25 protein-coding genes are annotated in these 26,662 nt (G+C 70.4%); 19 read left to right on the plus strand and 6 right to left on the minus strand.

Going from position 1 to position 26,662, the window contains the following annotated elements; translation table 11 throughout:
- The first annotated feature begins 54 nt into the window (after positions 1–54).
- From efp to KF840_16955, 9 genes are all read left to right on the plus strand, one after another.
- Positions 55–627: an elongation factor P gene (gene efp, locus KF840_16915; protein MBX3026589.1), complete on the plus strand. Its 573-nt coding sequence runs from the start codon at positions 55–57 to the stop codon at positions 625–627.
- 46 nt (positions 628–673) lie between these two features.
- A complete protein-coding gene (locus KF840_16920) occupies positions 674–3,019 on the plus strand; it encodes a DNA topoisomerase IV subunit A (protein MBX3026590.1) in 2,346 nt (781 codons plus the stop codon).
- Positions 3,020–3,176: 157 nt separating this feature from the next.
- Positions 3,177–3,464, plus strand: a complete 288-nt coding sequence (groES, locus tag KF840_16925) for a co-chaperone GroES (GenBank protein ID MBX3026591.1) — start codon at positions 3,177–3,179, stop codon at positions 3,462–3,464.
- A 41-nt stretch (positions 3,465–3,505) separates the two neighbouring features.
- Positions 3,506–5,131 carry a chaperonin GroEL gene (groL, locus tag KF840_16930; GenBank protein ID MBX3026592.1) on the plus strand — a complete coding sequence of 542 codons (1,626 nt, stop codon included), beginning with the start codon at positions 3,506–3,508 and terminating at the stop codon, positions 5,129–5,131.
- A 123-nt stretch (positions 5,132–5,254) separates the two neighbouring features.
- Positions 5,255–6,283 carry an SAM-dependent methyltransferase gene (locus tag KF840_16935; GenBank protein ID MBX3026593.1) on the plus strand — a complete coding sequence of 343 codons (1,029 nt, stop codon included), beginning with the start codon at positions 5,255–5,257 and terminating at the stop codon, positions 6,281–6,283.
- A 53-nt stretch (positions 6,284–6,336) separates the two neighbouring features.
- Positions 6,337–7,095, plus strand: coding sequence for a TetR/AcrR family transcriptional regulator (locus KF840_16940; protein MBX3026594.1), 759 nt, complete (start codon positions 6,337–6,339; stop codon positions 7,093–7,095).
- Positions 7,095–8,387, plus strand: coding sequence for a DUF1329 domain-containing protein (locus KF840_16945; GenBank protein MBX3026595.1), 1,293 nt, complete (start codon positions 7,095–7,097; stop codon positions 8,385–8,387). Before KF840_16940 ends, KF840_16945 begins: the two co-directional genes overlap by 1 nt.
- 37 nt (positions 8,388–8,424) lie before the next feature.
- A complete protein-coding gene (locus tag KF840_16950; GenBank protein ID MBX3026596.1) occupies positions 8,425–9,174 on the plus strand; it encodes a hypothetical protein in 750 nt (249 codons plus the stop codon).
- Between the two features lie 198 nt (positions 9,175–9,372).
- Positions 9,373–10,779, plus strand: a complete 1,407-nt coding sequence (locus tag KF840_16955) for a sulfatase (protein MBX3026597.1) — start codon at positions 9,373–9,375, stop codon at positions 10,777–10,779.
- A gap of 122 nt (positions 10,780–10,901) precedes the next feature.
- On the opposite strand, the gene KF840_16960 is transcribed toward KF840_16955, so the two are convergent.
- Positions 10,902–12,761 carry a hypothetical protein gene (locus tag KF840_16960; GenBank protein MBX3026598.1) on the minus strand — a complete coding sequence of 620 codons (1,860 nt, stop codon included), beginning with the start codon at positions 12,759–12,761 and terminating at the stop codon, positions 10,902–10,904.
- A 258-nt stretch (positions 12,762–13,019) separates the two neighbouring features.
- Between KF840_16960 and KF840_16965 the strand changes: the two genes are divergently transcribed.
- From KF840_16965 to KF840_16975, 3 genes are read left to right on the plus strand one after another with little or no spacing between them, the layout of a single operon-like run.
- Positions 13,020–14,918, plus strand: a complete 1,899-nt coding sequence (locus tag KF840_16965) for a type IIA DNA topoisomerase subunit B (GenBank protein ID MBX3026599.1) — start codon at positions 13,020–13,022, stop codon at positions 14,916–14,918.
- A 39-nt stretch (positions 14,919–14,957) separates the two neighbouring features.
- The gene (locus tag KF840_16970; GenBank protein ID MBX3026600.1) at positions 14,958–15,566 is read left to right on the plus strand and encodes a hypothetical protein; all 609 of its coding nucleotides are present in this window, start codon (positions 14,958–14,960) and stop codon (positions 15,564–15,566) included.
- Positions 15,563–16,585 carry a low specificity L-threonine aldolase gene (locus KF840_16975; protein MBX3026601.1) on the plus strand — a complete coding sequence of 341 codons (1,023 nt, stop codon included), beginning with the start codon at positions 15,563–15,565 and terminating at the stop codon, positions 16,583–16,585. The genes KF840_16970 and KF840_16975 overlap by 4 nt, the downstream gene beginning before the upstream one ends.
- A 333-nt stretch (positions 16,586–16,918) precedes the next feature.
- On the opposite strand, the gene KF840_16980 is transcribed toward KF840_16975, so the two are convergent.
- The 5 genes from KF840_16980 to KF840_17000 form a co-directional block, all read right to left on the minus strand.
- On the minus strand, positions 16,919–17,560 hold the full coding sequence (locus KF840_16980) for a transglycosylase domain-containing protein (protein ID MBX3026602.1): 642 nt from the start codon (positions 17,558–17,560) through the stop codon (positions 16,919–16,921).
- An 82-nt stretch (positions 17,561–17,642) separates the two neighbouring features.
- Complete coding sequence (locus tag KF840_16985; GenBank protein MBX3026603.1) at positions 17,643–18,029, minus strand: carboxymuconolactone decarboxylase family protein; 387 nt, start codon at positions 18,027–18,029, stop codon at positions 17,643–17,645.
- A gap of 105 nt (positions 18,030–18,134) precedes the next feature.
- Positions 18,135–19,448 carry a HAMP domain-containing histidine kinase gene (locus KF840_16990; protein MBX3026604.1) on the minus strand — a complete coding sequence of 438 codons (1,314 nt, stop codon included), beginning with the start codon at positions 19,446–19,448 and terminating at the stop codon, positions 18,135–18,137.
- Positions 19,449–19,829: 381 nt separating this feature from the next.
- Positions 19,830–20,837 (minus strand): DUF2889 domain-containing protein, encoded by a 1,008-nt coding sequence (locus tag KF840_16995; protein MBX3026605.1) that lies wholly within the window; start codon positions 20,835–20,837, stop codon positions 19,830–19,832.
- Between the two features lie 201 nt (positions 20,838–21,038).
- Entirely contained in the window at positions 21,039–21,836 is a 798-nt protein-coding gene (locus KF840_17000) for a PhzF family phenazine biosynthesis protein (protein MBX3026606.1), read from the minus strand.
- Between the two features lie 76 nt (positions 21,837–21,912).
- Here KF840_17000 and KF840_17005 point away from each other — a divergent pair, with 76 nt between their 5' ends.
- The 7 genes from KF840_17005 to KF840_17035 all read left to right on the plus strand — a co-directional run bounded on the left by KF840_17005 (position 21,913) and on the right by KF840_17035 (position 26,628).
- Entirely contained in the window at positions 21,913–22,338 is a 426-nt protein-coding gene (locus tag KF840_17005) for a ferredoxin:thioredoxin reductase (GenBank protein MBX3026607.1), read from the plus strand.
- A complete protein-coding gene (locus KF840_17010) occupies positions 22,338–23,015 on the plus strand; it encodes a DUF480 domain-containing protein (protein ID MBX3026608.1) in 678 nt (225 codons plus the stop codon). Before KF840_17005 ends, KF840_17010 begins: the two co-directional genes overlap by 1 nt.
- Positions 23,016–23,188: 173 nt before the next feature.
- The gene (locus tag KF840_17015; protein MBX3026609.1) at positions 23,189–23,947 is read left to right on the plus strand and encodes an ATP-binding cassette domain-containing protein; all 759 of its coding nucleotides are present in this window, start codon (positions 23,189–23,191) and stop codon (positions 23,945–23,947) included.
- On the plus strand, positions 23,941–24,717 hold the full coding sequence (locus KF840_17020) for an ABC transporter permease (GenBank protein ID MBX3026610.1): 777 nt from the start codon (positions 23,941–23,943) through the stop codon (positions 24,715–24,717). Before KF840_17015 ends, KF840_17020 begins: the two co-directional genes overlap by 7 nt.
- A 3-nt stretch (positions 24,718–24,720) precedes the next feature.
- Positions 24,721–25,191 (plus strand): outer membrane lipid asymmetry maintenance protein MlaD, encoded by a 471-nt coding sequence (gene mlaD / locus KF840_17025; GenBank protein MBX3026611.1) that lies wholly within the window; start codon positions 24,721–24,723, stop codon positions 25,189–25,191.
- 131 nt (positions 25,192–25,322) lie between these two features.
- The gene (locus KF840_17030; protein ID MBX3026612.1) at positions 25,323–26,012 is read left to right on the plus strand and encodes a VacJ family lipoprotein; all 690 of its coding nucleotides are present in this window, start codon (positions 25,323–25,325) and stop codon (positions 26,010–26,012) included.
- Complete coding sequence (locus KF840_17035; GenBank protein MBX3026613.1) at positions 25,984–26,628, plus strand: ABC transporter substrate-binding protein; 645 nt, start codon at positions 25,984–25,986, stop codon at positions 26,626–26,628. Before KF840_17030 ends, KF840_17035 begins: the two co-directional genes overlap by 29 nt.
- Positions 26,629–26,662 lie beyond the last annotated feature (34 nt).

Below are 26,662 nucleotides of genomic sequence, written 5' to 3' on the forward strand. Positions count from 1 at the left end.
CGCCCGCCGTGGTGAATTGAATCCGGACGACGCGGCGCGCTAGAGAGGCTGGATATGGCAACCGCAGGTGACCTCCGGCGCGGCGGACGCGTCGAGCTCGACGGCGAGCCCTTCACCGTCGTCGACGTCCACTTCCAGAGCCCCTCCGCGCGCGGCGCCTCCACCCTGGTGAAGGCCAAGGTCCGCAACCTGCGGACCGGCGCGGTGCTGGAGAAAACGTTCAAGACCGCCGACCGCATCGTCGAGCCACAGGTCGAGCTGCGCCCCGTCCAGTTCCTGTACGCGGACGGCGACGGCTACCACTTCATGGACGGCAACACCTACGAGCAGTTCGCGCTCGCCGCCGACGACATCGGCGACGCCGCCGGCTACCTGAAGGAAGGCCTGGCCGGCGTCCGCTCGGTGGTCGTGAACGACGAGGTGATCAGCATCGAGCTGCCGCACATCATCAGCCTGCGGGTCGAACAGACCGACCCGGCGATCAAGGGCGCCACCGCCCAGGCGCAGACCAAGCCGGCGACGCTGGAAACCGGCCTGGTGATCCAGGTGCCGTCGTATCTGGAATCGGGCGAGCTCATCCAGGTCGACACGCGCGAGGCGCGCTTCGTCTCGCGCGCCAAGGAGTAACGACCGGACCCGCGCCGGCTCGCGGCGCGGCGGTGGGGAGAAGCGGATGGCGGAGCAGCCACGCGACGTGATCGCGGTCGACCTGAGCAGCACCGCCGAGGAACGCTTCATCTCCTACGCCCTGAGCGTCATCACCTCGCGCGCCCTGCCCGACGTGCGCGACGGCCTCAAGCCGGTGCAGCGGCGCATTCTCTACGCCATGTACCAGAGCCTGCGGCTGACCGCCGGGGCGCGGCCGCGCAAATCGGCGGCGGTGGTCGGCGAGGTGCTCGGCAAATACCACCCGCACGGCGACCAGGCGGCGTACGAGGCGATGGTCCGCATGGCGCAGCCCTTCGCGCTGCGCTACCCGCTGGTGCACGGCGAAGGCAACTTCGGCTCGCTCGACGGCGACGGCGCCGCGGCCATGCGCTACACCGAGGCGCGGCTGACGGCGATCGCGGAAGAGCTGCTGCGCGACATCCGCCACGACACCGTCGACTTCCGCGACAACTACGACGCCACCCTGCGCGAGCCGATCGTCCTGCCCGCGGCGCTGCCGCAGTTGCTGGTCAACGGCAGCACCGGGATCGCCGTCGGCATGGCGACCAACATCCCGCCGCACAATCTGCGCGAGGTCGTCGACGCCCTGGTGGCCCTGGTCGAGGACCCGAGCCTGCAGATCAAGGACCTGCTCAAGCACATCAAGGGACCCGACTTCCCGACCGGCGGCGAGATCCTCAACACCAAGGCCGAGCTGCGCCAGATCTACGAGACCGGCCAGGGGCCGGTGCGGGTGCGGGCGCAGTACAAGCCGGAGAAGATCGGCCGGCGCGACGCGGTGGTGGTGACCTCGATCCCCTACACCACCAACAAGGCCAGCCTGGTGGAGGAGATCGCCGAGCACATCGCCAGCCGCAAGCTGCCGCTGGCCGTGGACGTGCGCGACGAGTCGACCGACGACGTCCGCATCGTCGTCGAGCTCAAGGCCGACGCGTCCGCCGACGCGGTGATGGCGTACCTGTTCAAGCACACCAGCCTGCAGATGAACTTCAACGTCAACCTGACGGCGCTGGTGCCGACCGGACACGCCGGCGTCGGCCAACCGGCGCGCCTGACCCTGCTCGAGATCTGCCGCCACTTTCTCGACTTCCGCCGCGAGGTGGTGCGGCGCCGCCTCACCCACGAGCTCGGCGAGCTGCGCCAGCGCCTCCACATCCTCGAGGGGTTCCTGAAGCTCTTCGACGGCGTCGACCGGGCGATCAAGATCATCCGCGCCGCCGAATCGCGCGCCGAAGCGCAGCGCGGCCTGATCAAGGCCTTCGATCTCGACGAGATCCAGGCCGACGCCATCCTCGACACCCGGCTCTACCAGCTCGCGCGGCTGGAGATCGACAAGATCCGCGAGGAGCAGCGCGAGAAGGCGGCGCGGGCGAAGGAGATCGAGCGCCTGCTGAAGAGCGACAAGGCGCTCTGGCAGCTCGTCTCCAGCGAGCTCCGCCAGGCGGCGAAGGATTACGGCGATGCGCGGCGCACCGTGCTGCGGGCCGGGGCCGAGCTGACCTATGATGCCGAGGCCTACGTCGTCCACGAGGACGCGACCGTGGTGGTCACCCGCGACGGCTGGATGAAGCGGGTCGGCGAGATCAAGGACCCCAGCGCGACCCGCGTCCGCGAGGGCGATCAGGCGAAGTGGATCCTGCGCGGCAACACCCGCGACAGTCTCGCCCTCTTCTCCAGCCTCGGCATCGCGTACGTCATGAAGGTCGCCAGCGTGCCCGCCACCACCGGCTACGGCGAGCCGGTGCAGTCGCTGCTCAACTTCAAGGACAAGGAGCGGATCGTCAATGCGGTGCTGCTGCCCGGCGGCAGCGCCCCGGAGCCCGGCGCTGCGGAGGCGCCGCGCAAGGCGGGCCAGGGCGAGCTGTTCGCCGCCCGAGCGGCGGCGCCGCCGCCCTCGCTGATGGTGCTGGTGACCGGCGCCGAGCAGGCCGTGCCGGTCGATCGCTGGCTGGTCGCCACCGCCCAGGGCATGGGATTCTTCTGCCGCCCCGACCTGAGCGAGACGACCCGCAGCGGCCGCCGCTTCGCCCGCACCAAGGACGACGACGCCCTGGTCACCGTCGCCGCCGCGGCCGGCGACGTCATCACCGCCGTCAGCCAGGGTGGCAAGGTCCTGAGCTTCCCCGCCGAGGAGCTGCCGGAGCTCGCCGGCGCCGGTCGCGGCGTCATCCTGATGCGGCTCGACGCCGACGAATCGCTGGTGGCGGCCGTCTGCCACCCGGCCTCCCGACACCCGGTCGCCATCGGCGACGACGGCAGCGAGCGCAGGATCACCCTGCCCGAGCTCGCCCACCGGGCGCAGAAGGGCCGCAAGGCCATCAAACGCATCACCGTGGTCGACCTGCGGTAGAATCCCGCCGCAGCGGCCAGATCTTTCCCCGAAGCCGGTTGACACGCCACGGCGCCGGCCTTATCTGCGCGCCGCCATTCATAGCAGGCACTCGTGAATTCGACCGCCGCCGCCCGACGGCGGCGTCCATAGATCACCGAGAGGGAGGTTCAGGGCAATGTCTGTGCGTCCACTGCACGATCGCATCATCGTCAAGCGGCTCGAGGAGGAGACCAAGAGCAAGGGCGGGATCATCATCCCCGACACCGCCAAGGAGAAGCCCCAGGAAGGCCGCGTCGTCGCCGTCGGCCCCGGTCGGACCGAGGACGGCAAGCTGATCAAGCTCGACGTCAAGGCCGGCGACCGCATCCTCTTCGGCAAGTACGCGGGCACCGAGATCAAGCTCGACGGCGAGGAACACATCATCATGCGCGAGGAAGACGTCCTCGGCGTCATCGAAGGCTGACCCCAAACAGACCCGACAATCCACAAAGGAGAACATCAGCAATGGCTGCCAAGATCGTGAAATTCAGCGAAGACGCCCGCGCCAAGATTCTGCGGGGCGTGTCCCTGCTGGCGGATGCGGTGACCGTCACTCTGGGCCCCAAGGGTCGCAACGTGGTGATCGAGAAGTCCTGGGGCGCCCCGACGGTGACCAAGGACGGCGTCACCGTCGCGAAGGAGGTCCAGCTCGAGGACAAGTTCGAGAACATGGGCGCCCAGATGGTGAAGGAGGTGGCGTCGAAGACCTCCGACGTCGCCGGTGACGGCACCACCACCGCCACGGTGCTCGCCCGCGCCATCTACACCGAAGGGGCCAAGATGGTCGCCGCCGGGCACGACCCGATGAACCTGAAGCGGGGCATCGACAAGGCCGTCAGCAAGGTGACCGAGTCGCTGAAGGGCCTGTCGAAGCCGACCAAGGGGCGCGACGAGATCGCGCAGGTCGGCACGGTGTCGGCGAACGGCGACCGGACGATCGGCGAGATCATCGCCGAGGCGATGGACAAGGTCGGCAAGGAGGGCGTCATCACCGTCGAGGAAGCGAAGAGCCTCGAGACGACGCTGGACGTGGTCGAGGGCATGCAGTTCGACCGCGGCTATCTGTCCCCCTATTTCGTCACCGACCCCGAGCGCATGGAGGCGGCGCTCGAGGATCCGTACATCCTGATCCACGAGAAGAAGATCAGCGCGATGAAGGATCTGCTGCCGATCCTCGAGCAGATCGCCAAGTCGGGCAAGCCGCTGCTGATCATCGCCGAGGACATCGAGGGCGAAGCGCTGGCCACCCTCGTCGTGAACAAGATCCGCGGCACGCTGCACGCCGCCGCGGTCAAGGCGCCGGGCTTCGGCGACCGCCGCAAGGCCATGCTCGAGGACATCGCCATCCTGAGCGGCGGCCGCATGATTGCCGAGGAGCTCGGCCTCAAGCTCGAGAACGTGACCCTGAAGGATCTCGGCCGCTGCAAGCGCGTCGTCATCGACAAGGACAACACCACGATCATCGATGGCGCCGGCAAGAAGGCGGACATCGAGGGCCGCATCAAGCAGATCCGCGCCCAGATCGAGGAGACGACCTCGGACTACGACCGCGAGAAACTGCAGGAGCGGCTGGCCAAGCTGGTCGGCGGCGTGGCGGTGATCCGGGTCGGCGCCGCGACCGAGGTCGAGATGAAGGAGAAGAAGGCGCGCGTCGAGGACGCGATGCACGCCACCCGCGCCGCGGTCGAGGAAGGCATCGTGCCGGGTGGTGGCGTCGCCCTGGTGCGGGCGATCGCCGACCTCGGCGAGCTCAAAGTGCCGGACGAGGAGCGCATCGGGGTGCAGATCGTCCAACGCGCCGCCGAGGAGCCCTGCCGCCGCATCGCCATGAACGCCGGCGTCGAGGGCGCGGTGGTGCTCGACCGGGTCCGCAACAGCAAGGGCGCGCACGGCTTCAACGCCGCCACCGAGGAGTACGAGGACCTGCTGAAGGCCGGCATCATCGATCCGACCAAGGTGGTGCGCACCGCGCTGCAGAACGCCGCCTCCGTGGCGGGCATGCTGCTCACCACCGAAGCGATGGTCGCCGACAAGCCGGAAGAGAAGAAGGCCCCCGCCGCGCCTCCGGGCGGCGGGTTCGACGACATGTGAGCCGCGCCCGACTCGCGTCGAAGGGCGACCCCCAACGGGGTCGCCCTTTTTTTTGCCCGGCGGCCGCCGGAAGGATTCTCGCGGCTTGCGCCAGCCGGGCGCATCCGCGCATAACCGCCGGCCATGAAGACCACCGACAAGCGCCCGCCCGCTCAGGACGCCATGCTCGCCCATATCACCGGCTACTGGATCTCGCAGATGGTGTTCGTCGCCGCCAAGCTCAATCTCGCCGACGAGCTCGCCGCCGGCCCGCGCTCGGTCGCGACCCTGGCGAAGAGGGTCGGAGCCGACGCGTCGGCGCTGCGCCGGATCCTGCGCGCCCTGGCCAGCGTCGGCATCTTCGCCGAGACCGCCAACGGCACCTTCCGTCTCACGCCCCTGGCCGCGACCCTGCGCGGCGACGTGCCGGGCTCGCTCAAGCCCTTCGCCAGCATGATGGTCGAGGGGTACAACTGGACCGCCTGGCAGGACCTGCTCGGCGGCGTCCGCACCGGCGCCCTGCCCTTCGACCGGGTGCACGGCAAGCCGATCTTCGACTACCTGCGCGACCATCCCGAGGACGACCGCATCTTCTCGGAATCGATGGCCAGCATCTCCGGCCCGGAGAACGCCGCCGTCGCGCGCGGGCTCGACTTCCATCGCTTCCACACCCTGGTCGACGTCGGCGGCGCGCACGGCCATCTCCTGGCGGCGATTCTCGGCCGCCATCGCCGCCTGCGCGGCATCCTGTTCGACCAACCGCAGGTGGTCGCCGGCGCCGCCGACAGCGGCTTCATCACCGCCCCGAAGCTGGCCGGCCGGGTCACCGTGCAGAGCGGCAGCTTCTTCAACGAGGTGCCGCCGGGCGCCGATGCCTATCTGATGAAGTACATCATCCACGACTGGAACGACGAGCAGTGCGAACGCATCCTCGCCAACTGCCGCCGCGCCATGGCCCCGGGCGGCCGCGTGTTGGTCGCCGAACACGTGATCCGACCCGGCAACGCGCCCGATTGGGGCAAGATGCTCGACATCAACATGCTGGTGCTGACCGGCGGTCGCGAGCGCACCAAGGAGGAATTCGCCGCCCTGTTCACCCGCGCCGGACTGCGCCTGGTGCGCGTCCACCGCACGGCGGCGGCGATCTCGCTGCTGGAAGCCGCGGCGGCGTGAGCCGCGGCCGCCGCGGCCTTGCGTTCTTTATCAGCGTATAAGACACATTGAATGTGACCGCCCGCCGCGCCTCGCGTCAGCCCTCTCGTCGCGCCCATCGGCGCGGCGTCCCGCGCCAGCGCCCGCGGCGGGCGCGCGCCAGCTCCGGAGCGACCCAGCGACGCATCATCGAAGCCGCGCTGCGGGCGTTCGGTGAGCAGGGCTACGACGGGGCGATGACCCGGGACATCGCCGCCGCCGCCGGCGTGCAGCAGCCGCTCATCAACTACCACTTCGGCTCCAAGGAGGGGTTGTGGCGGGCCGTCGTCGCCCACCTCTTCTCCGAGCTGCAGGAGAGCGTGTCCGGCCGGCTGGGTGAGGTGTCGGCGCTCGGCCCCGCGGAGGCGCTGGCCGCGATGCTGCACCACTTCGTGCTCTTCACCGCCGAGCGGCCGCAACTCTCGCGCCTGATGCTCAAGGAGACGGCGAGCCACGGCGAGCGCCTGAGCTGGATCGTCGACCATCACCTGCGGCCGTCGTTCGAAGCGGCGCTGGCACTCATCCGCGCCGCCCAGCGGCGCGGCGCCCTCGCCGGCATCGATCCGATCAGCGCCTACTACCTGTTCGTCGGCGCGGCGACGAGCGCCTTCGTCATGGGCCCGGCGTACGAGCTGCTCACCGGCGACGACCCCTTTCGTGCCGATCGGCGCGCCGCCTACGCCGACGCGGTGGTACGCCTCTTCCTGCCCACCCACGTCGCCGCGGCACGGCGCACGCCCCGTGCCCTGCCGGCGCCGTCGAACCATCCATCAGATCACACGAGGATACGATGATGACACGCACGACGCGCTGCATCGCCACCGCGATGTGGCTTGCTCTCGCCGTCCCCGCGCGCGCCGCCGACAGCGCCAGGAGCGGCGAGCCGTGGATCCTGGACAGCAACAGTTGGAAGCAAGCGGAAGGTCTGCTGCCCGACCCCGTCATGGAGCGGGTGAAGAAAGGCGATTACTGGTTCCGCGTCCAGCCGATCGATCCCGAGCGCTTCAAACACAACTACTCCGACGCCTTCTGGGCGGCGAGCGAGTCGAACGACGGCAAGTACGGCCTCGACGCGGAGACCTGCGGGCTCAAGGATCTGCAGACCGGGAAGCCGCCGGAGTTCTACTTCGGCTATCCGTTCCCCAAGGTCGACCCGAAGGATCCGCAGGCCGGCTGCAAGATGGCGTGGAACTTCGTCGCCGCCACCAACCAGGGCGGCGGCGGCGGCGCCACCTTCACCCTCAACGGCATCGACAGCACCGGCGAGTACAAGCGCATCAAGGCGTGGATCCACAGCTTCGCCTTCCTCGGCCGTCACGGCGGCCCGGTGCCGAATCCCGAGAACCTCGCCGGCACCGCGCTCACCGGCGTGCTCGAGCCGAGCGACGTCGACGGCGTCGGCGGGCTCACCAAGCGCACCAACACCTGGACGGCGCAGGACAAGGCCTGGTTCTACGTTCCCGCGACGCGCCGCGTACGCCAGGCCAGCGCCGCGTCGCGCTCGGAGCCGGTCGCCGGCATGGACATCTTCGCCGACGATCTGAACTGCTATGCCGGCAAGGTCGAGTACTACAAATGGAAGGTGATCGGCGAGACGAACATTCTCGCCCCCGTCCTGCAGCCGGATCCGCTGGTTCCCACCCAGGTCACGAAGAGCCGCTCCGAGGTCACCATCCCGTACTTCAAGGGCGCCTACGAAACCCCGGGCGCCAAGGGCGCGCCCTGGCTGATCGTCGACAACCTGGTGCTGATCCCACGCCCGGTGTGGATCCTCGAGGGCGAGTCGAACGATCCGTATTACAACTTCGGCAAGGTGATCATGTACATGGACAAGGACATGTACCGGATCTACTGGAAGCTGGTGCACAACCGTGCCGGCGAGTACTTCTACAACGCGATGTGCGCCTATCACTGGGCGAAGAGCGCCGACGGGTCGTTCTCGGCGGTGGCGCCGAACCTGGTGGTCGGGGTGAACGACAAGACCAATCGCGCCGCGCTGGGCGGCCGCTACAGCTCGCAGTTCTTCGAGCGCGAGTGGCCGGAAGACTACTTCAGCCTGCGCACGCTGACGCATCTGTCCGACTGACGCGGCGCGGCGCGACACACGTGGGGGGGAACGATCCGTGCGACACGGACGAGAGTGGAGCATCGCGACACTGATCGGCGGCATCGTGCTCGCGGCGGCGCCGGCATCGGCGACGCCCGCGTTGCGGGTCGACGGCGGCATCGGCGTCCCCGGCGGCACCGTGGCCGCCGTGGTCTCGCTGGCGGACGACCCGACCGGCGAGGCGGTGGCGGCCACCTTCGCGATCGACTACCCGTCGCCACCGCTCGACGCCGATCCCCTGACCTGCACTCTCGCCGCCCGCCTCGCCGGCACCCACCGCCTCACCGCCGCCGGACCGCTGCCCGGCATGCTCGGCCTGACCATCGCGCCGCTCGCCGGCGCGCCGCCGCTCGGCGACGGCGATCTCGCGAGCTGCGACTTCGCCATCGCGCTCGGCACGCCCGCGGGCACCGCGGCGCTCGAGTTGGCGAACGTCGCGGTCACCGATGCCGGCGGCGAGCCGGTCGCGGTCGACACCATCGACGGCGAAATCGTCATCAGCGCCCCGGAATCGACCCCGACGGTGACCAACACGCCGACCATCACCCTGACCCCGACGGTGACGCTGACGCCGACCGATACACCGATACCGGTCCCCACCAACACCCCGACGGTCACCCCCACCGCGACGATCTTCCGGCCAACGGTGCTTGCCGACAACCTGGGCGGCTGCGCCATCGGCCCGGCGCCCGCGCCGGGCGCGCTGCCGCTGCTCGGCGGTGTCCTGTCCCTGTTGGCGCTGCGCCGTCGCCGCCGGCGGCCCTGAGCGCCCGCATCACAACGCCGGGTCGCCACGGTGAGACCGTGGCGACCCGGCGTTGACGGCGCCCGAGCTGGCTCCGCTCCACGGCCGAGACCCGGCGGCATCGCGCCGATGTCCGCTCGGCCGCCGCGCATCCCCCTCTCGCCTAGTTCTAGTCCTTGCGACAGCCTTACCCTGCGCCTAGTACTGTGAAGTCTCGGCATGACCTCGCACCGCATCGCGGCAGCCTGGCAGCGCCGGATCATTCTGGCCGGTGCGCTGCTCACGGTCTCTGCGGCCCTCGGGCTCGCCTGGACCTTCGGGTGGGGCCTGCGCCAACGCCCCCCCAACGTCCTGGTCGTCGTCATCGACAGCCTGCGCGTCGATCGCGTCGGCGCCTACGGATCGCCGCGCCGGCTGACACCATTCCTCGATGCGTTCGCCGAGCGGGCCACGGTGTACGAGCAGGCCTATGCCGCGAGCTCGTGGACGGTGCCCTCCGTGGCATCCATCTTCACCGGCCGGTATCCCTCCGAGCACCAGACGGTGACGCTCCTGGCGCCGCTGCAGGAGAGCGAGCTGACCCTGGCCGAGGTGCTGGCGGCGCACGGCTATGCCACCTCCGCCGTCACCGCCAACGCGACCATTCGCGCGGACGGAGGCTTCGCGCAGGGTTTCGAGCAGTACGAGGTGGTCGGAACGGCCACGCCCCAGACACCCAAGTTCGACGGGAGCCTGGTCAGCGAGCAGGCGTTGAAGCGGGTTGACGACGTCGGCTCCGACCGACCGCAGTTTCTCTATCTGCACTACATGGACGTCCACGCGCCCTACCGCGCCCACGCGGGGATCACGCCACCGCGCGATGCCACTCTGAAGCGCGGGGACGCGGCCCTGAACTTCGCGGTATCAGCCGGCACCTGGGAGGCGGACATCGAACGCCGGCGGACCACTTGGGGGTTCGCCGCCGACGAGATCTGGCGCCTCGAGGATCTGTACGACGCCGAGGTCCGCCACCAGGACACCCTGTTGCGGCACCTGTTCGACGAGCTCGGCCGGCGAGGCTTTCTCGATCGCGCCCTGATCGTGGTGACCGCCGACCACGGCGAACAATTCGGTCGCCACGGCGCCTACAATCACGGCACCTCACTCTACAACTCGCTGATCCACGTCCCCCTGATCGTTCGTTATCCGAATCAGACCGCGGGGCGGCGGGTCGCGGCGCCGGTCGAGCTCGCCGGGCTCGGCGCGATGGCCATCAGGGCGGCCGGCCTGCCGCCCGCGCCCTCGTTCCACGTCCGGGAACCATCCGACCACACCCTCGATGGACAGCCGGCAACCGCCTTCAGCGAGCTGCTCGACAGTGGGCTGTACAAGGTGCGGACCCACACCGACGCGCTCGTCAGCCCAACCAGGAAGGTCATCGCGACCAACGACGGCCGCTATCTGTCCTTCGACCTCGCGACCGACCCGCTCGAACGCCATCCCCACACCGCCAGCGCCGAGCTGCGCGACGCCCTGGCGGCGCGCGGCGCGCTGATCCAGGCCGGCGCGCCGGGGACGGCGGTCGAGCTCGACGCCGCGACCCGCGAACGTCTGCGCGCCACCGGCTACCTGCCCGACGAGCCGTAGCGCGACGACGGAACCACCGCGAGCGCCGCCGCGGCGTTTCCCCAATCATGCCGGCGCCGCGACGCGGCCGCCGTCCGACAGCCGTCACCGCGCCGCGCCATGCCCCGCTCGCATCGCGGGTTTCAGAGCACGTAGTCGAGCTGGAAGAGGACGTTGTCGCGATCGCGCAGCAGGCTGGTGCCGGAATTGCCGCGCAGCTCGCTGGCCCACAGGTAGCTGTAGTTGAACGTGAAGCGGAACGGGTCGTACGAGTAGACCACGTTCGGCTGCACCACCACCGATCCCGACCAGTCGAACAGCACGCTGAGGCTCGGCGTCACCTTGCCGCCGAAGTAGGTCGTGCCGATGAGCAGCGTCTGCAGGTACTGGTCGGCGGCGTTGTGGACGAACTCCGGTTCCGCCGCCGCGGTCGGCAGGCCCCAGCGATCCGGTGAGTAGATCGCCCGCTGCACCGGCAGCACCTCGCCGTTGAACAACACCGGCTGCCCCGGGAGCTGCGCCGCCGGCGTCTGAATGGCCGTGCGCGGCAGTGCGCCCACCAGGTGCTTGTAGAAGAACTGGGTGGTGATGAAGAACGAGGCGTTGGGATTGAGCCAGCGGACCGCCTGCTGGGTGTCGAAGCCGATCATGAGGTTCCACGAGTCACCCGTCCGCGGCTCCGAGACGCAGAAGCCGTCGGCACCGAGGCGCCCCTGCGGGCATGCCACGCCGTTGCGCGGCAGGGCGAACACGAACGGATCGAGCCCCTGCTGCGACCAGCGCGGCTCGTTGTGGAAGTAGGCCAGCTCGCTGCGGAAGATCGGCTCGCTGCTCAGATACACCCAGCGCGCCCATTCCGGCGGGATGGCGAACGACATCGTGCCGCCTGTGATCTGCGCCTTTGGCGCCGTCTGCGTCACCAGGGCGGAGAATCCGGTGCCCTGCCCCTGGGTGATCGGCAGCGGAAAGCTCTGCGTCTTGATCCGCACCGCGGGGTTGTCGAGGTACGTATAGTAGTGGGCGATCGCGAACGTCGCCGTGTCGACGAGCGGGACCGAGGACATGAACTTGAGCTGCAAGCCGCCGCGGATGTCGTTGAAGGTGCGGTTCGGGGTGTCGATGACGGTGAGCTGCGTCGCCGACGGCACGAAGTTCGGCAGCGCCCACGGCGAGCCGATGGGAATGCCGGGCGAGAAGCCGACCTTGTTGTCGATCGCCGCGAACCCCTCCACGAAGGTCTCGAAGAACGGCGTGCCGGGGATGGAACCGATGGCGTAGCTGGCGCGCAGCATGTCGAGCGGCACGCGGCGCTCGTCGAGCGGCACCAGAAAGCCGCCGAAGCTGTTGTCGAGCGGGTTGATGTTGTCGAGCAGGCGGAACACGTCGGTCTCGCCCCAGGCCAGGATCTGCCGCCCGAAGCGGAAGAAGAGCCGCCCGACGTCCGATTCCACGTACGCCTGGAACAGCCGGTTGCGCAGCACCGCGGTGTCGCGCAGATGCTGGCGGGCGTAGCCGATGTTGGGCTGGGCGCCGAACGGGCTCGCCGGCACCAGGGTGCGATTGTAGTACTGGTACGCGGTGCGGTACTCCGCCGGGCCGTAGTCGTACACCCCGTCGTACTCGCCGCGATAGGAGAGGAAGTAGCCGAACTTGCGGAGCGAGAACGGCAGCGTCTGCAGCAGCGCCAGCGGCCCGAACCCCTCCTTCAGCAGCCGGTCGAGGTCGTGTTCGAGCGTCGCCTCGACGAAGCTCCGACTCTGCCGCAGATGGCCGGTGGCCGACACCGGAAAGGTCAGGCTGCGTTGCGTGATCCGCCCCGGCGCCTGCTCGATCAGTTGGATGTTGGTGTCCTGCGTGCCGACGCGCGCCGCCGTGTAGGCGCGCAGGCCGAGCCTGATGTCGCCCTCCTGATCGAGCGCCGCGCCGTGCGCGCGCGCCGCCGCCACCATGCTGGCCGCCACCGCCAGCAGGATTCGTCCCAGCCTGTCGCTCCGTCGCGCCATATCCCCCCGCGAACCGCGACGGGACAATCTGATAGCCTGATAAAAGTTTCAAGAGCGACGCCGGTGCGCTCGGATGATCCCGATGCGCTCGTGACCTGCCCCCGCTCCCGTGGCGCATCCCACCAGTCGGACGCCAGGGCCTGACGGCGCCGCGTCGCCTGCGGCTCGATCCCTCGCCCGCCCGTCCTCCCGGGCCGCCGTCATCGCTGGCGGCGGCTGGCGTGGACACCGCGACTGTGGCACCGTGCGGCGATTCGCATGGCGCAGAAGTACACCGCGAAGGACATCACGGTACTCGAGGGGCTGGAGCCGGTCCGCAAACGGCCGGGCATGTACATCGGCGGCGTCGACAGCGCCGGCCTGCATCACCTCGTCTGGGAGCTGCTCGACAACGCCGTCGACGAGGCGATGAACGGCCACTGCGACAAGATCGTCGTCACCCTGCACCGGGACGGCGAGACGGTCACGGTCACCGACAACGGACGCGGCATTCCGGTCGACGTCCATCCCAAGCACAAGAAGTCGGCCCTCGAGCTGATCCTCACGACCCTCCACGCCGGCGGCAAGTTCGAGAACCGCAACTACTTCCACGCCGGCGGCCTGCACGGCGTCGGCGCCTCGGTGGTCACCGCGCTGTCGTCGTCGCTGGTGGCCCGCATCAAGCGCGACGGCTTCCTGTGGGAGCAGTCGTTCGCGCGCGGAGCCCCCAGCGGCCGCATCAGGAAGGTGGGCCCGGCGCGCGGCACGGGTTCGACCATCACCTTCACCGCCGACCGCGAGATCTTCCCGAAGACGCAGTTCGATCCGGCGGTGATCCGCCAGCGCCTGGAGTCGCGCTCCTATCTGCACCGCGGCCTGCAACTCGTCTTCGAGAACGAAGTCGAGCGCACCACCGAGACCTTCCAGCACGACCAGGGCATCGCCGAGTGGATCGGCAAGCTGATCGCCGAACGCGGCAAACACGCGGTGGCGGAGCCGTTCTACGCCGAGCGGCGCGACGGCTTCGTCGCCGAGTGCGCGATCGCCTGGACGGAGGCGACCGAAGAGCACGTGCTGTCGTTCGTCAACGGCATCCCGACCGGCGACGGCGGCACGCACGAGGCGGGGCTCAAGGGCGGGCTCACCAAGGCGGTGCGCAACTATCTCAGCGTGCAGAACCTGGCCCCGAAGGGCCTGGCCATCGCCGCCGAGGATGCGCGCGAGGGCCTGGTCGCCATCCTCAGCGTCTACATCCAGAACCCGCAGTTCCAGGGGCAGACGAAGGATCGGCTGAACAATCCGGAGGTCGCGGCGCCGATCGACACCTTCGTTCGCACCGCGCTCGAGAACCACCTGCTGCACAATCGCACCCAGGCAACGGCGATCGCCGAGCGCGTGATCCTCGCGGCGCGGGCGCGCAGCGCCTCGCGCGCCGCGGTCGAGCAGGTGCAGCGCAAGTCCGCGGTGTCGCACCGCCTCAACCTGCCCGGCAAGCTCGCCGACTGCAGCTCGACCGATCCGACCCGCAGCGAGCTGTTCATCGTCGAGGGCGATTCCGCCGGCGGCTCCGCCAAGCAGGGCCGCGACCGCGAGTTCCAGGCGGTGCTGCCGCTGCGCGGCAAGGTGCTGAACTCGGAGCAGGCGTCGCTGAGCAAGGTGCTCTCGAACCGCGAGCTCAGCGACATCGTCTCGGCTCTCGGCTGCGGCTCCGGCAAGCAGTTCGACGCCGGCAAGCTGCGCTACCACAAGGTCTGCCTGCTGATGGACGCCGATTCCGACGGCCATCACATCTGCACCCTGCTGCTGACGTTCTTCTACCGCCACATGCGCGAGCTCATCGAGCGCGGCCACGTCTTCATCGCCCAGCCGCCGCTCTACAAGATCGAGATCGGCAAGCAGGTGCACTGGGCGCTGAGCGACCAGGAGCGCGATCGGGTGCTCGGCGGCGCCAACGGCAAGCAGGTCATCGTGCAGCGCTTCAAGGGCCTGGGGGAAATGAACCCGCCGACCCTCAAGCAGACGACCCTCGAACCGACGCGCCGCACCCTGCTCCGGGTGTCGATCGACGACGCCGAGGCCGCCGAACAGACGATCCAGACGCTGATGGGCAAGGACGTCGAGCCGCGCTTCAAGCTGATCATGGAACGGGCGCCAAAGGTCGAGGACGTCGACGTCTGATCCAGCGCCGGAACCGCGGCGGGACCCGAAGGCGAGCTGATGGCGAACCAACCGCAGCACTGTCCGACCTGCCAGACCGAGTACGTCGCCGGCATCGCGGCGTGCGCCGATTGCGGCGGGCCACTGGCGCCCGGCCCGCTCGACCGCTACGCGGCTCCGCGCGGCGCGGACGCGCCGGCCGCGAGCGCGTCCGCGCCGGCGGGCGGCTTCGATGCGGTCCTGGCGCGGCTGCCCGGCCTGCGCGCCGATCACGCGGTGCGGGCGCTGCTGCTGGAGGAGATTCCCTGCTTCGTCGAGTGCGAGGGCCTGACCAAGACGTACCACCCCGGCACCCCGCCGGCCGAGCCGTTCGCGGTCACGCTGCCGGTGACCGTGCACGTGCGCGGCGCCGATCTCGACACGGCGCGCGAGGTGCTCGACTCCCTCGCGTCCGAGGACCTGATCGGCGACCAGTGGAGCGACGAGGAGATCGCCGAGGCCGCCGCGGCGGCCAGCCCCATCGCCGGTGGGCCGTTCGAGGAGCCGGCGAGCGCGATCGCCGACGACCCCACCGCCGGCGCGCCACAACCGCAGTCGACGTCGATGGTCGCGGTGGCGCTGGTGGTCGTGGTGGTGATCGGTCTGCTGCTGTTGTTCGGCCGGCAATGAGACGCATCGACCTGCGCAGCGACACCGTGACGCGGCCGACGGCGGCCATGCGCGCGGCGATGGCGGAAGCGGAAGTCGGGGACGACGTCTACGGCGAGGACCCGACCGTCAACCACCTGCAGGAAGCAGCAGCGGCGCGCCTCGGCCTGGCGGCCGCGATCTTCGTGCCGAGCGGGACGATGGCCAACCAGGCGGCGCTGCGCGCCCTGACCCGGCACGGCGATGCGGTGGTCGCCAGCGCCGGCTGCCATCTGCTGCGCCACGAGTCCGGCGCCGCGGCGGCGCTGGCCGGCGTGCAGATCGTCACCGTCGGCGCCGCCGGCGTGTTCACGCCCGACGACGTGCTGGCCGCGCTGCCGCCGCGCGATCACCACTACGCGCCGGTGACGGCGGTGGCGCTCGAGAACACCCACAACGGCGCCGGCGGCCGCGTCTGGCCGTTCGAGGACCTGCGCGCCGTGGTCGACGCGGCGCGCAGCCGCGGCCTGCGCCTCCACCTCGACGGCGCCCGGCTGTGGAACGCCGTCGTCGCCAGCGGCATCGAGGCGCGTCGCTGGTGCGCGGGCTTCGACACCGTCTCCTTCTGCCTCTCGAAGGGACTCGGCGCGCCGGTCGGCTCCCTGGTGTGCGGCTCGGCGGAGGTGATCGACCGCGTCCACCGCGTCCGCAAGATGCTCGGCGGCGGCATGCGCCAGGCGGGCATCCTGGCGGCGGCCGGGCTGCACGCGCTCGAGCACCACGTCGACCGCCTCGCCGAGGACCATCGCCACGCGCGCCGACTCGCCGACGGGTTGCGCCGGCTCGGCCTGACCGTCCAGCCGGAGCCCGAGACGAACATCGTGCTCTTCGGCGGCGCCGACATCGGCCGCCTAGTGGGCGCCCTGCAGGCGCGTCAGGTGCTCGTGAACCCGGTCGATCGCCAGACCCTGCGCGCCGTGACCCACCTGGACGTCACGGCCGAGGACATCGACGATGCCCTCGGCCGCATTGGCGAGGCGCTGCTGGGGGAGCGCGCCTGAAGTTCGCCTACCACTCGTATCGAACGGCCTCGGGGAGGGAGGTGACGCTCGGCATCGGTCCCGCCGTGGCGGCGACGCTGGGCGAGTTGGCGACGATCGCCGATTCCGTCTCAGGAAGCATACCCCGCTGCCAAGCAACCCCCTTGCCAACGGCGCCGTGCGGCCGGCGGGCCGCGGCCGCCACCTGCGCTGCCATCCGCGTTGAGCATCTCCACGCGGATGACGTGCATCACGCGGCTTGCACTGCGAACTCGGCCGAGCGGAAGGCGGCGACTGGACCGGCGAGGGAACGCCGCGGGCCGGCTCTTCCCGGAGCCCCTGGCGAAGCTTCCCTCACCAGCCCACGGCCGCCATGCGACCGAGGATCTTGGCGCTGTAGGCGTTCATGTGCTGCGGCCGCCGGCTACGCGGGGCTGGCAACACGGCGGCCAGGCGCGCCGCCTGGCCACGGCTGAGGAAGGCGGCCGGTACCTGGTAGTAGTGCTGGGCGGCGTCCTCGCCGCCGTAGATGCCCGGCCCCCACTCGATGACGTTCAGGTAGAGCTCGAGGATGCGCGGCTTGGACAGGATCAGCTCGGCGAGCAGGCTGAGCGGGATCTCCAGGATCTTGCGCGGCAGCGACCCGAAGGTGGGGAAGAACAGGTTCTTCACCAGTTGCTGGGTGATCGTCGAGCCGCCGCGCCAGAGGCGGCCGCGCTCCCAGTTGTCCGCCGCGGCCTCGCGCATGCCGCGCCAGTCGACGCCGCCGTGCTCGTAGAAGCGCGCGTCCTCCGCCGCCACCACCGCGTGCGGCAAGTGCGGTCCGAGGCGCGGCAGCGGCACGAAGCCGCTGGCCGATCCGGGAACGTCGCCGTGCTCGATCCACCGTTGGAGCTGTAGCGCGGTCAACAGCGGCGGGAAGAAGCGCAGGTAGACCAAGCCGCCGACGCAGAGCGCGAACCAGGCGATGAGCGCTGCCGCCAGCCAGCGCAGCATCACGCGCAGCGGCCGCCGGCGTCGGCGCCGGACGCGCAGTCGCGGTCCGGCGGCGGCGGTCGCGCGTCCGCTCGCCACCGGATCAGGATCCCGAGCGTGGTTGGAGGATCTCGGCGGCCGCGTTGAGGGCGCTCACCGCCGCCGGCACGCCGGCGTAGCAGGCAGTCTGCATCAGGACCTCGACCAGCTCCTCGCGGCCGATGCCGAGGTTGAGCGCGCCCACCAGGTGCCCCTTGAGCTCGTCGGTCTTTCCCAGCGCCGCGAGCTGGGCGACGGTGCACAGGCTGCGGCTGCGCAGGTCGAGATTCGGCCGCGACCAGAACATGCCGAAGACGAACTGCGTCACCAGCGAGAAGAACTCGGGCGCCAGCGCCGCCGCCGGCAGGGTCGGCGCGCTCTTCATCAGATCGCCCCACAGCGTCGCCGTCACCTCGCGCCCGCGCGCCAGCAAGTCGGATTGCTCCGCCATCGCGTCCTCCCTCGAACGTCGGCGGACCGTGCCAGATGCGACGGAGTGGAGCAAGAAAGTCGTCAGGGGGCAGTCCGGCAGCAGTGCGGCGCCGCGGACCGCGGATCAGCCCGCGAGGCTGATCGGCTCGCCCGCCGCGACCGCGGCGCCGCGGTGCAGCAGGCGGGGAATGGTCACCGTGAAGGTGGAACCATACCCGGGGGTCGAGCAGACCTGCACCTCGCCGCCGAGGCGGCTGGCGAGGCGTTGAACGATGTAGAGCCCGAGCCCGACTCCCGCGGTGGCGAGGTCGCCGCGGTTGCCGCCCTGGCGGAAGGCCTCGAAGATGGCGTCGATCTCGGCCGGCTCGATGCCGACGCCGGTGTCGCTGACGTCGATCTCCAGCTCGTCGCGCCGCCGGTTCCAGCGCGCGTCGACCGTGATCATGCCGCGCCGCGTGTACTTGCACGCGTTCTCGAGCAGATTGCGCAGGATGGTGCGCAGCTTCTCCTCGTCGGTGCGCAGGGTCGGCAGACCGGCCGTGTCGGGCCAGCACACCGCCACCTCCGGCGTGTCCGGGAGGCCGGCGCGCAGCTCGGCCAGCAGATCCGCCAGCTCGAACTCGTCGCAGCGCAGCTCCTCGTACCCGAAGTCGATGCGACTGGCATCGAGCATGCGGCCGATCGCCTGCTGCAGGATACGCCCTGACGCGCGCACCTTGTGCAGGGCGCCGCGCTGCTCGCCGGTCGTCGGGCCGTAGCTGTCGTCGATCAGCAGCTCGGTGTAGCCGAGCAGCGTCGTCAGCGGCGTCCGCAGCTCATGCGACACGGTGGCGAGGAACTCGGTCTTGATCCGCTCCGCCTCCTGCGCCTTGGCGTAGAGGATCTTGAATTCCGCCAGGGTGCGCTGGAGCTGCGCGTTCAGGGCCTCGGCGGAATCGGCGCGCTGTTGCTCACGGCGGGCGCGCTCGACGAGGTGCCCGTAGAAGATGGCGGTGGTAAAGAGGAACGGGATGCGGATCAGCGATGGCGAGGTCCACGGGTCGCCGCCGCCGGTCAGCGAGTGGCCGAACAGGTAGGCGCCGCAGACGACGCAGGCGGCGACCGCGATCAGCCGCAGGTTCTCACCGACCGCCGCCAGGAGGAGAAGGAAGAAGTACAGGACGAAGAAGTCGGCGCTGAACTTGCCGCTGCTCATCAGCGCCGCCGTCACCCACGCGGTGTCGTAGATGATCACCGCGACGGCGAAGCGAGTGGAGTCGGTGAACCGCCGCGGCAACTGGGCGAAGGCGACGTTGGTCGCCAGCGCCAGGGCGATCAATCCGCCGGCGAGCAGGGACGGGGTGGCGAAGTCCTGCTCGACCAGCAGCAGGTACGCCGTGGCGATGATCAGCGTGTAACGGAGCAGCAGGAACGCGTGCAGGCGGGCGCCGGAATCCACGCTGCGAGCCCAAAGCAAGAGCCGGACCCGCGATCGGGCCACCCGTCGTGCGATGTCGCGGGGCGCCTGCCCACCCCGTTCCGTGGCACCTGCAATGCGATTTGACCGGCGACTGACGGTTCTTTGACGCTCAGGCGCTGATCAGGTCGTCGATCTCCCGGTCGCCAACGCAGTCCTCGCAGAAGCTGGAACGCTGGCCCTGGGAGGTGGCCGAGCCGTGGGTGGGCGACCCACACTGCGGACAGAGGAAGGAATACGGATGATGGGGGTCTGTTTCAGTCTGTACGTTCACGCGTGTCACCCTACCCGGATCGGGTTACGGGCCGGTGACGGGCGGGTGATCGTTTCTCGTTCCGATACCTGCGGCGCCGCGGGCGGCGGCTACAGGGTTGGGACCGGGTCCTCGGGGCTGCGCAGCCGATCGAGCGCCCCGCCCCGGCGCCACATGTAGCAGGAGTCGGGCAGGCCACCCATGCCGAGCACCGAATCGGCGGCGGCGGCACGGGCGAGCCAGGATTCCGACATCGCGCCGCAGACCTGGATGAAGGTCGGGGCCAGCATCAGCGCCGCGTCGAGCAGCGGCCGATCGGCGACGGCGCCGAGTTGCTCCATGAGGGCGGCCGAGACGCCGCGGAACACCGTCACGCCGCGCAATCCCGCCACGCGCGGCGTCCGGTCGAGCCATGCGGCAGCGTCCAGCGAATCGGGCCCCCGCCGCCGCTCGCCGGCGGTGACGGCGCCGAAGCGCATGGTCGCGACCTCGATCGGCGCCACCACCCGCACCTCGTGCAGCGAAGCGAAGCGCTGCATCGGCCGCGCGATCGGCGGCGCCGGCGCAAAGGCGAGGTCGGTCAGTTGGGCGACCAGCTCCAGGTCGCCGTCCGCCCGCCGGCTGCCGTCGACCACGATGTCGCGGCGGAACATTCGCTCGCCCGGCCGGTGCCCCGCCGCCACCGCGTGGGCGCCGCCGGGACGGAAGGCCCAGGACACCGCCGCGACCAGCACCTGGCTGATGGTCAGGATGTGCGAACAGCCGCGGGCGCCGCCCTGCACCGCCGACAGGCGGCGCGCGAACGCATCGTCGAGCGCGGCGCCCCGCAATTCGCCGAGCCGCGCCACCGGATCGCGACAGCTCTCGCCTCCGGTCAGCGCCGACGGCTCGAAGGCGACCCGCGGCTGGTGCGCCTGCAGCGCGGTCAGTCGCGGCCCTTCGGGATCGACCAGGGCGTCCACCCACATGTGGTGCACGATGCCGGGTGCGCCCAGGTCGCCGCCCACCGGCACCACCCCGCTCTTGCGCATGTCCAGGAGCGACGCGCGCACCGCGATCCCGCCCGCGCCGGCGGCGGCTTCGACCGCCAGGGCGCGGGTGTGGAGCGGCATCGACATCGGCGCACTCTGCCGTCGGCGGAACGCGCCCGCAAGGCGGGGTGCTGCCTGCCCTTTCACCGCCCCTGCCTGTGACCGGCAGAGGCAGCGCGCCCCGATCGGCCGGCGGTTGCCGCTGGCGTCAGCAACAGCGAGCGGTCCCTCTCCCGGGGGCTCCAGCCGTGGAAGATCGCTGGGCAGCGCCGTCCGACGGCGGAGCCGTCAGACCAGCTCGCCGCGCAGCACCGTGACGGCCTGGCCGAACAGGTGGGCGCGGCCGGGCGTCGGCTCGACGACCACGCGCACCGTGCCACCGCGGCGCGAGACCTGGCGGGCGAGGAGCCCGCGCTTGCCCAGCCGCGGTGCCCAGTACGGCCCGAGGGCGCAGTGGGCGGAGCCGGTCACCGGGTCTTCGTCGATGCCATGCGCCGGCGCGAAGAAGCGCGAGACGATGTCGTACGGCGCCGCGGCGGCCCGCGCCGTAACCGCGACCCCGCACTCCGGCGCGGCGACGGCGAGCGCACGCATGTCCGGCTGTAGCGCCCGCACCGCCGCCTCGGACGCCACCTCGACGACATGACAGGTCCGTGTCGTCGCCGTCGCCACCGGGTCGGCGCCGAGCGCCGCGCACACCGCGTCCGGAACGGCGTCGCCGAGCGGCGGCCGGGCGGGGAAGTCGAGGCCGATCCAGCCGTCGTCGCGCCAGGCGCGCAACTGGCCGCTCGCGGTGTGGAAACACGCCGCCGCGCCGGCGGGCAGCACGCCGCACTCCCACAGCGCGTGCGCGCTGGCGAGGGTGGCGTGGCCGCAGAGCGGCACCTCCACCGTCGGCGTGAACCAGCGCAGCGCGAAGCCGTCGTCGCGCCGCCACAGGAAGGCGGTCTCGGCGAGATTCATCTCGGCGGCCACCGCCTGCAACCAGGCGTCGTCGCGCGGCGGATCGAGCAGGCAGACGGCGGCGGGGTTGCCGGCGTAGGGCTCGGCAGTGAAAGCGTCGACCTGGATGATGCGCAACGTCATGCCGTCGCTCTCGCCCGCGCGGCGGTCGCCCGCAAGGCGTTTTGCGCCGCGGCGATTCGACGAATATAGAAGCCGCATGGCCACAGATCCGAGCGATGCCAGCATCGAGAAGATGCGGCGCTTCGTCGCCAGCTACTGCGCCAAGTCGGGCACCATCACGCACCCGGATCCGGAGGTGACGGAGGCGGTGGTGAAGGGCCTGGCGCACCACAGCGAGACGCTCGGGCGCCCGCTCTGCCCCTGCCGCTTCTATCCCGACAAGCGCGCCGAGGCGCAGCATCGCACCTGGATCTGCGCCTGCGACGACATGCAGATCTACAAGTACTGCCACTGCCTGTTGTTCGTCACCGACGCAGGGCTGCCGATCACCGAGCACCTGCCCGAGGATCACGAGGGCCGGCGGATGTACGGGCACGTCGCCGATCCGACGCCGGACAAGGGCCGCCCCCTGCGCGACAAGGCCGCGGAGCGCGAGCGCGAGCGCCGCGAGCGCCCCTGCTGATGGACCCCGGGCTCCGCCTGACGCCCGGCGAGGCGCGGCTCCTCGGGGTGCTGGTCGAAAAGGCCCTGACGACACCGGAGCAGTACCCACTGTCGCTCAACGCGGCGACGCTGGGCGCCAACCAGAAGAGCAACCGCTTTCCCATCCTCTCGCTGTCCGAGGACGAGGTCGGCGAGGCGCTCGACGGTCTGATCGACAAGCAGTTGGCGCGCAAGGTGTTCCCGGGCAACAGCCGGGTGGACAAATATGCCCACACCGGAACCTCGGCGCTGAAGATCGAGATCGGTCAGCTCGCCGTGCTCGCCGAGCTGCTGATGCGCGGGCCGCAGACCCACAACGAGCTGCGGACACGGGTCGGCCGCATGATTCCCATCGCCTCGCCGGCGGCGCTCGATGCCCTGCTCCTGCCGCTGGAGTCGCGCGGCCTGGTCGAGCGCATCCCGGCCGGCCACGGCAGCCGCGTCGAGCGGCACGCGCAGTGCCTGTGCCCCGGTCTGCACGCCCTCGATGCCGCGGCCCCCACCAGCGTGGCGGCCGAGGGCGCGCCGGAGGAGGTTCACGCGCCGACCCGCGCCGCGCTCGGCGACCGCATCGCGGCGCTGGAGGCCAGCGTCGAACGGCTGCAGCGTCAGTTGCGCGGCCTGGCGGACAAGCTGGGGGAGCCGCTGGAGGACTGAGCCGGCGCGGCCGCGCCGGTCGCCAACGCCTCGCGCACAGCCGCGGACGGGCGACCGCGGCGGGCCGGCCCCGAGCGCCCCCTTTTCCCCTTCCGCCCCCCCCGATATGGTGCGGGGCTGTCGTGCCGGACGTCGAGACCACACCACCCCACTTGGAATTCGAGGACGTCTGCATGGCGTTCGGCGAGCGCCGGGTGTTCGACCACCTCAGCTTCCGCTTCGCCGCCGGACGCATCTCGGTGATCCTCGGCGGCAGCGGCTCGGGCAAGAGCACGGCGCTGCGCCTCATCGGCGGCCTCATCCAGCCGACGCACGGCCGCATCCGGGTCGACGGCGACGACGTCACGCAACTGTCCGAGCGGCAGCTCTATCGGGTGCGCAGCAAGCTCGGCATGCTGTTCCAGAGCGGCGCCCTGCTCGACTCGCTCACCGTGTTCGAGAACGTCGCCTTCCCCTTGCGCGAGCACCTCCGCCTCGGCGCCGCCGAGGTCAGCGAGCGGGTGCGCCGCAGTCTCGACGCCGTCGGGCTGGCGGACGCCGACGGGCTGCTGCCGAGCCAGCTCTCGGGCGGCATGGTGAAGCGCGCGGCCCTGGCGCGCGCCATCGTCACGCAGCCGGTCATCCTGCTCTGCGACGAGCCCTTCTCCGGTCTCGACCCGGTCTCGGCGCGTCGCATCGAGGCGCTGCTGGTCAGCATCAACCAGCGCTTCCGCATGACCGTGGTCGTGGTCTCGCACGACATCCCCTCGACGATGCGCATGGCGGACCGGGTCCTCCTCCTGCTCCCCGGCGGCGCGGTCGAAGACTCGCCGGCGGCGCTGCAGGCGAGCACCGATCCGCGGGTCGCGGCGTTCCTCACTCCCGACGTCGAGGCGGCGGTGCGCGCCGAGGCGGGACCGGTCGAGGTGGCCCCCGGAGGGACCGCATGGTGACGGCGGTTCGCGACCTCGGCTTCCTCTGGCTGCAGTTCGTCAGCGAGCTCGGCCGTATCGCCCGCTTCGGCGGCCGGGTGCTGGCGAGCGTGGTGACGCCACCGCCGCGCCTGCGGCAGTTCATCGACGAGATCTATCACCTGGGCGTGCTGTCGCTGGTGATCATCGTGCTCTGCGGCACGGCCGTCGGCGCCGTGCTCGGCCTCCAGGGCTACAACACCCTCGCCCGCTTCGGCGCCGCCGATTCGCTCGGCGCGGTGGTCGGCCTGAGCCTCATCCGCGAGCTGGCGCCGGTGCTCACCGCGCTGCTCGCCACCGGACGCGCCGGGTCCGCCACCACCGCCGAGATCGGCACCATGGTGGTCACCGAGCAGCTCGACGGGCTGCGCATGATGTCGGTGGACCCGGTGCACTACGTGGTGACGCCCAAGGCCCTGGCGATGACGGCGGTGATGCCGTTGCTGTCGGCCCTCTTCACCGTCTGTGGCATCTTCGGCGGCTACCTGATCGGGGTGCGGGTCATGGGCCTCGACGCCGGACGCTACATGAGCAGCCTCCAGGACGCGGTGGATTTTCACGACGACGTGCTCGGCAGCCTGCTCAAGGCGCTGGTGTTCGGCGGGCTGGTCGGCCTGATCGCCACCTACCGCGGCTTCACCACCGCGCCGACCTCGGCCGGGGTCAGCGCCGCCACGACGTCGACGGTGGTCGTCTCGTCGGTGAGCATCCTGGTGGTCGACTACTTCATCACCGCGCTGTGGGGAGTGTGAGAGATGCGCCGATCGCCCGTCCGCGACCTCATCGTCGGCTGCTTCGTCCTCGCCGGCCTCGCCGCCATCGCCTACCTGTCGCTGAGCGTCGGCGGCATTTCCTACACCGGCCCCACGGGGCTGAAGATCAGCGCCGACTTCGACGAGATCGGCGGCCTCAAGCCGCGCGCGCCGGTGGTGATCTCGGGCGTCAAGGTCGGCGCGGTGGAGTCGATCGGGCTCGCCGACGACTATCGGGCCCGCGTCGTCCTCAACCTCGATCCCGCTCTCAAGCTGCCGATCGACACGACAGCCTCCATCGTCACATCCGGCGTCCTCGGCGACCGCTACGTCTCGCTCCAACCGGGCGCCGAGGATCAGTTGCTCGCGTCCGGCGATCGCATCGAGTTCGTCGAGTCGGCGGTGATTCTCGAGCGCATGATCGGCAAGCTCATCCACAACACCGACGTCGGCGGGAACGGAGACAAGAAGTGATCCGCCGATTGCTCGGTGCGACGTTCGCGCTCGCATGCCTCCTGTTGGGCGCCGGGTGTTCGTTCAGCCCGCGGCCGTTCCCTTCGGCATGGACGCTCTCCCTGCCGCGGACCGAGGTCGGAGACCGGAAGGTGCTGTGGCGGCTCGACCAGCCGCTCGAGCCGGCGAACCGGAGGATCTTCCGCTTCAACGACCTGTTGGATGTCCACGTGCTCGAGCCCATCGCCCGCGGCTGGGACGACGTCGTCCCCGACCCGGTGCAGCACGGCTTCAGCAATTTCTTCGACAACCTGCGCTTCCCCATCGTGCTGGTGAACGATGTGCTGCAGGGCCGCCCGCGCTTGGCAGTGGAGACGATCGCCCGTTTCCAGTGCAACACCTTCCTCGGCGGTCTCGGTTTCGTCGATCTGGCGCGGGACCTCGGCGTCCCCGCGCACATCCAGGATACCGGTCTGACCTTCGGCCGCTGGGGGATTCCGGCGGGCCCCTTCATCATGCTGCCGTTCTTCGGCCCGTCGAACGCCCGCGACACCGTCGGATTCGCCGCCGACCTCGGCCTCGCGGTCTACCCCTGGTTCATCACCGTTCCGGGCGTCACCGTGGCGGCGAGCGGCATCGACGTCGTCAACCGCCGATCGCTGATCCTCGACGAGGTCCGTGCTGCGAAGGACGCGTCGATCGACTACTATACCTTCGTGCGCGACGCGTACACGCAACGCCGCGAAAGGCTGGTCCATGGCGAGACGCCGACCAGCGCCGAACAGCGGGACGAGCTGTACGACACGGAGATCTATGAAGACTACATGGAAGAGGGGAATTGAGCGCGGCGTCGCCGCGCTGCTGCTGACCACGCTGGTCGGCGCGACGCCGCCGGCGGCGGCGCAGTCGCCGTCCCAGGTGGTCGACGCGCTGGCCAGCCAGGTCATTTCGGTGCTCAAGAACGCGTCCCTGGACAGCCAGCAGAAGCGGACCGAGATCGAGAACATCGCCTACGGGGCGATCGACTTCCCGACCCTGTGCAAGCTGGTGCTGGCGCGCAACTGGCCGAAGTTCTCGCCCGCCCAGCGCGATCAGTTCGAGCAGGAGTTCCGGCAGCACCTGTCGATGACCTACGGCCGCAACGTCGACAACTACAAGAACGAGAAGGTGCAGATCCTCGGCGAACGGCCCGAGGCGCGCGAGGACGTCACCGTGCTGACCAAGATCCTGCGCGGCGGCGGCGCCGAGGACGTGGTGGTCGACTATCGCCTGCGCCAGAGCAGCGGCCAGTGGAAGATCATCGACGTCATCATCGAGGGCGTCAGCCTGGTCTCCAACTTCCGCTCGCAATTCCAGGACATCGTCGCCAACGGCGGTCCCGACCGCCTGCTGGTGCTCCTGAAGGAGAAGAACGCCGCCGGCGAGTCCCTGGCGAAGCCCGAGGACAAGAAGGGCTGATCACCGAGGCACCGCGCCGTGGGAGCACGATCGG

Source organism: bacterium (genome assembly GCA_019637795.1).
Classification (GTDB): Bacteria; Desulfobacterota; Binatia; order HRBIN30; family CADEER01; genus JAHBUY01.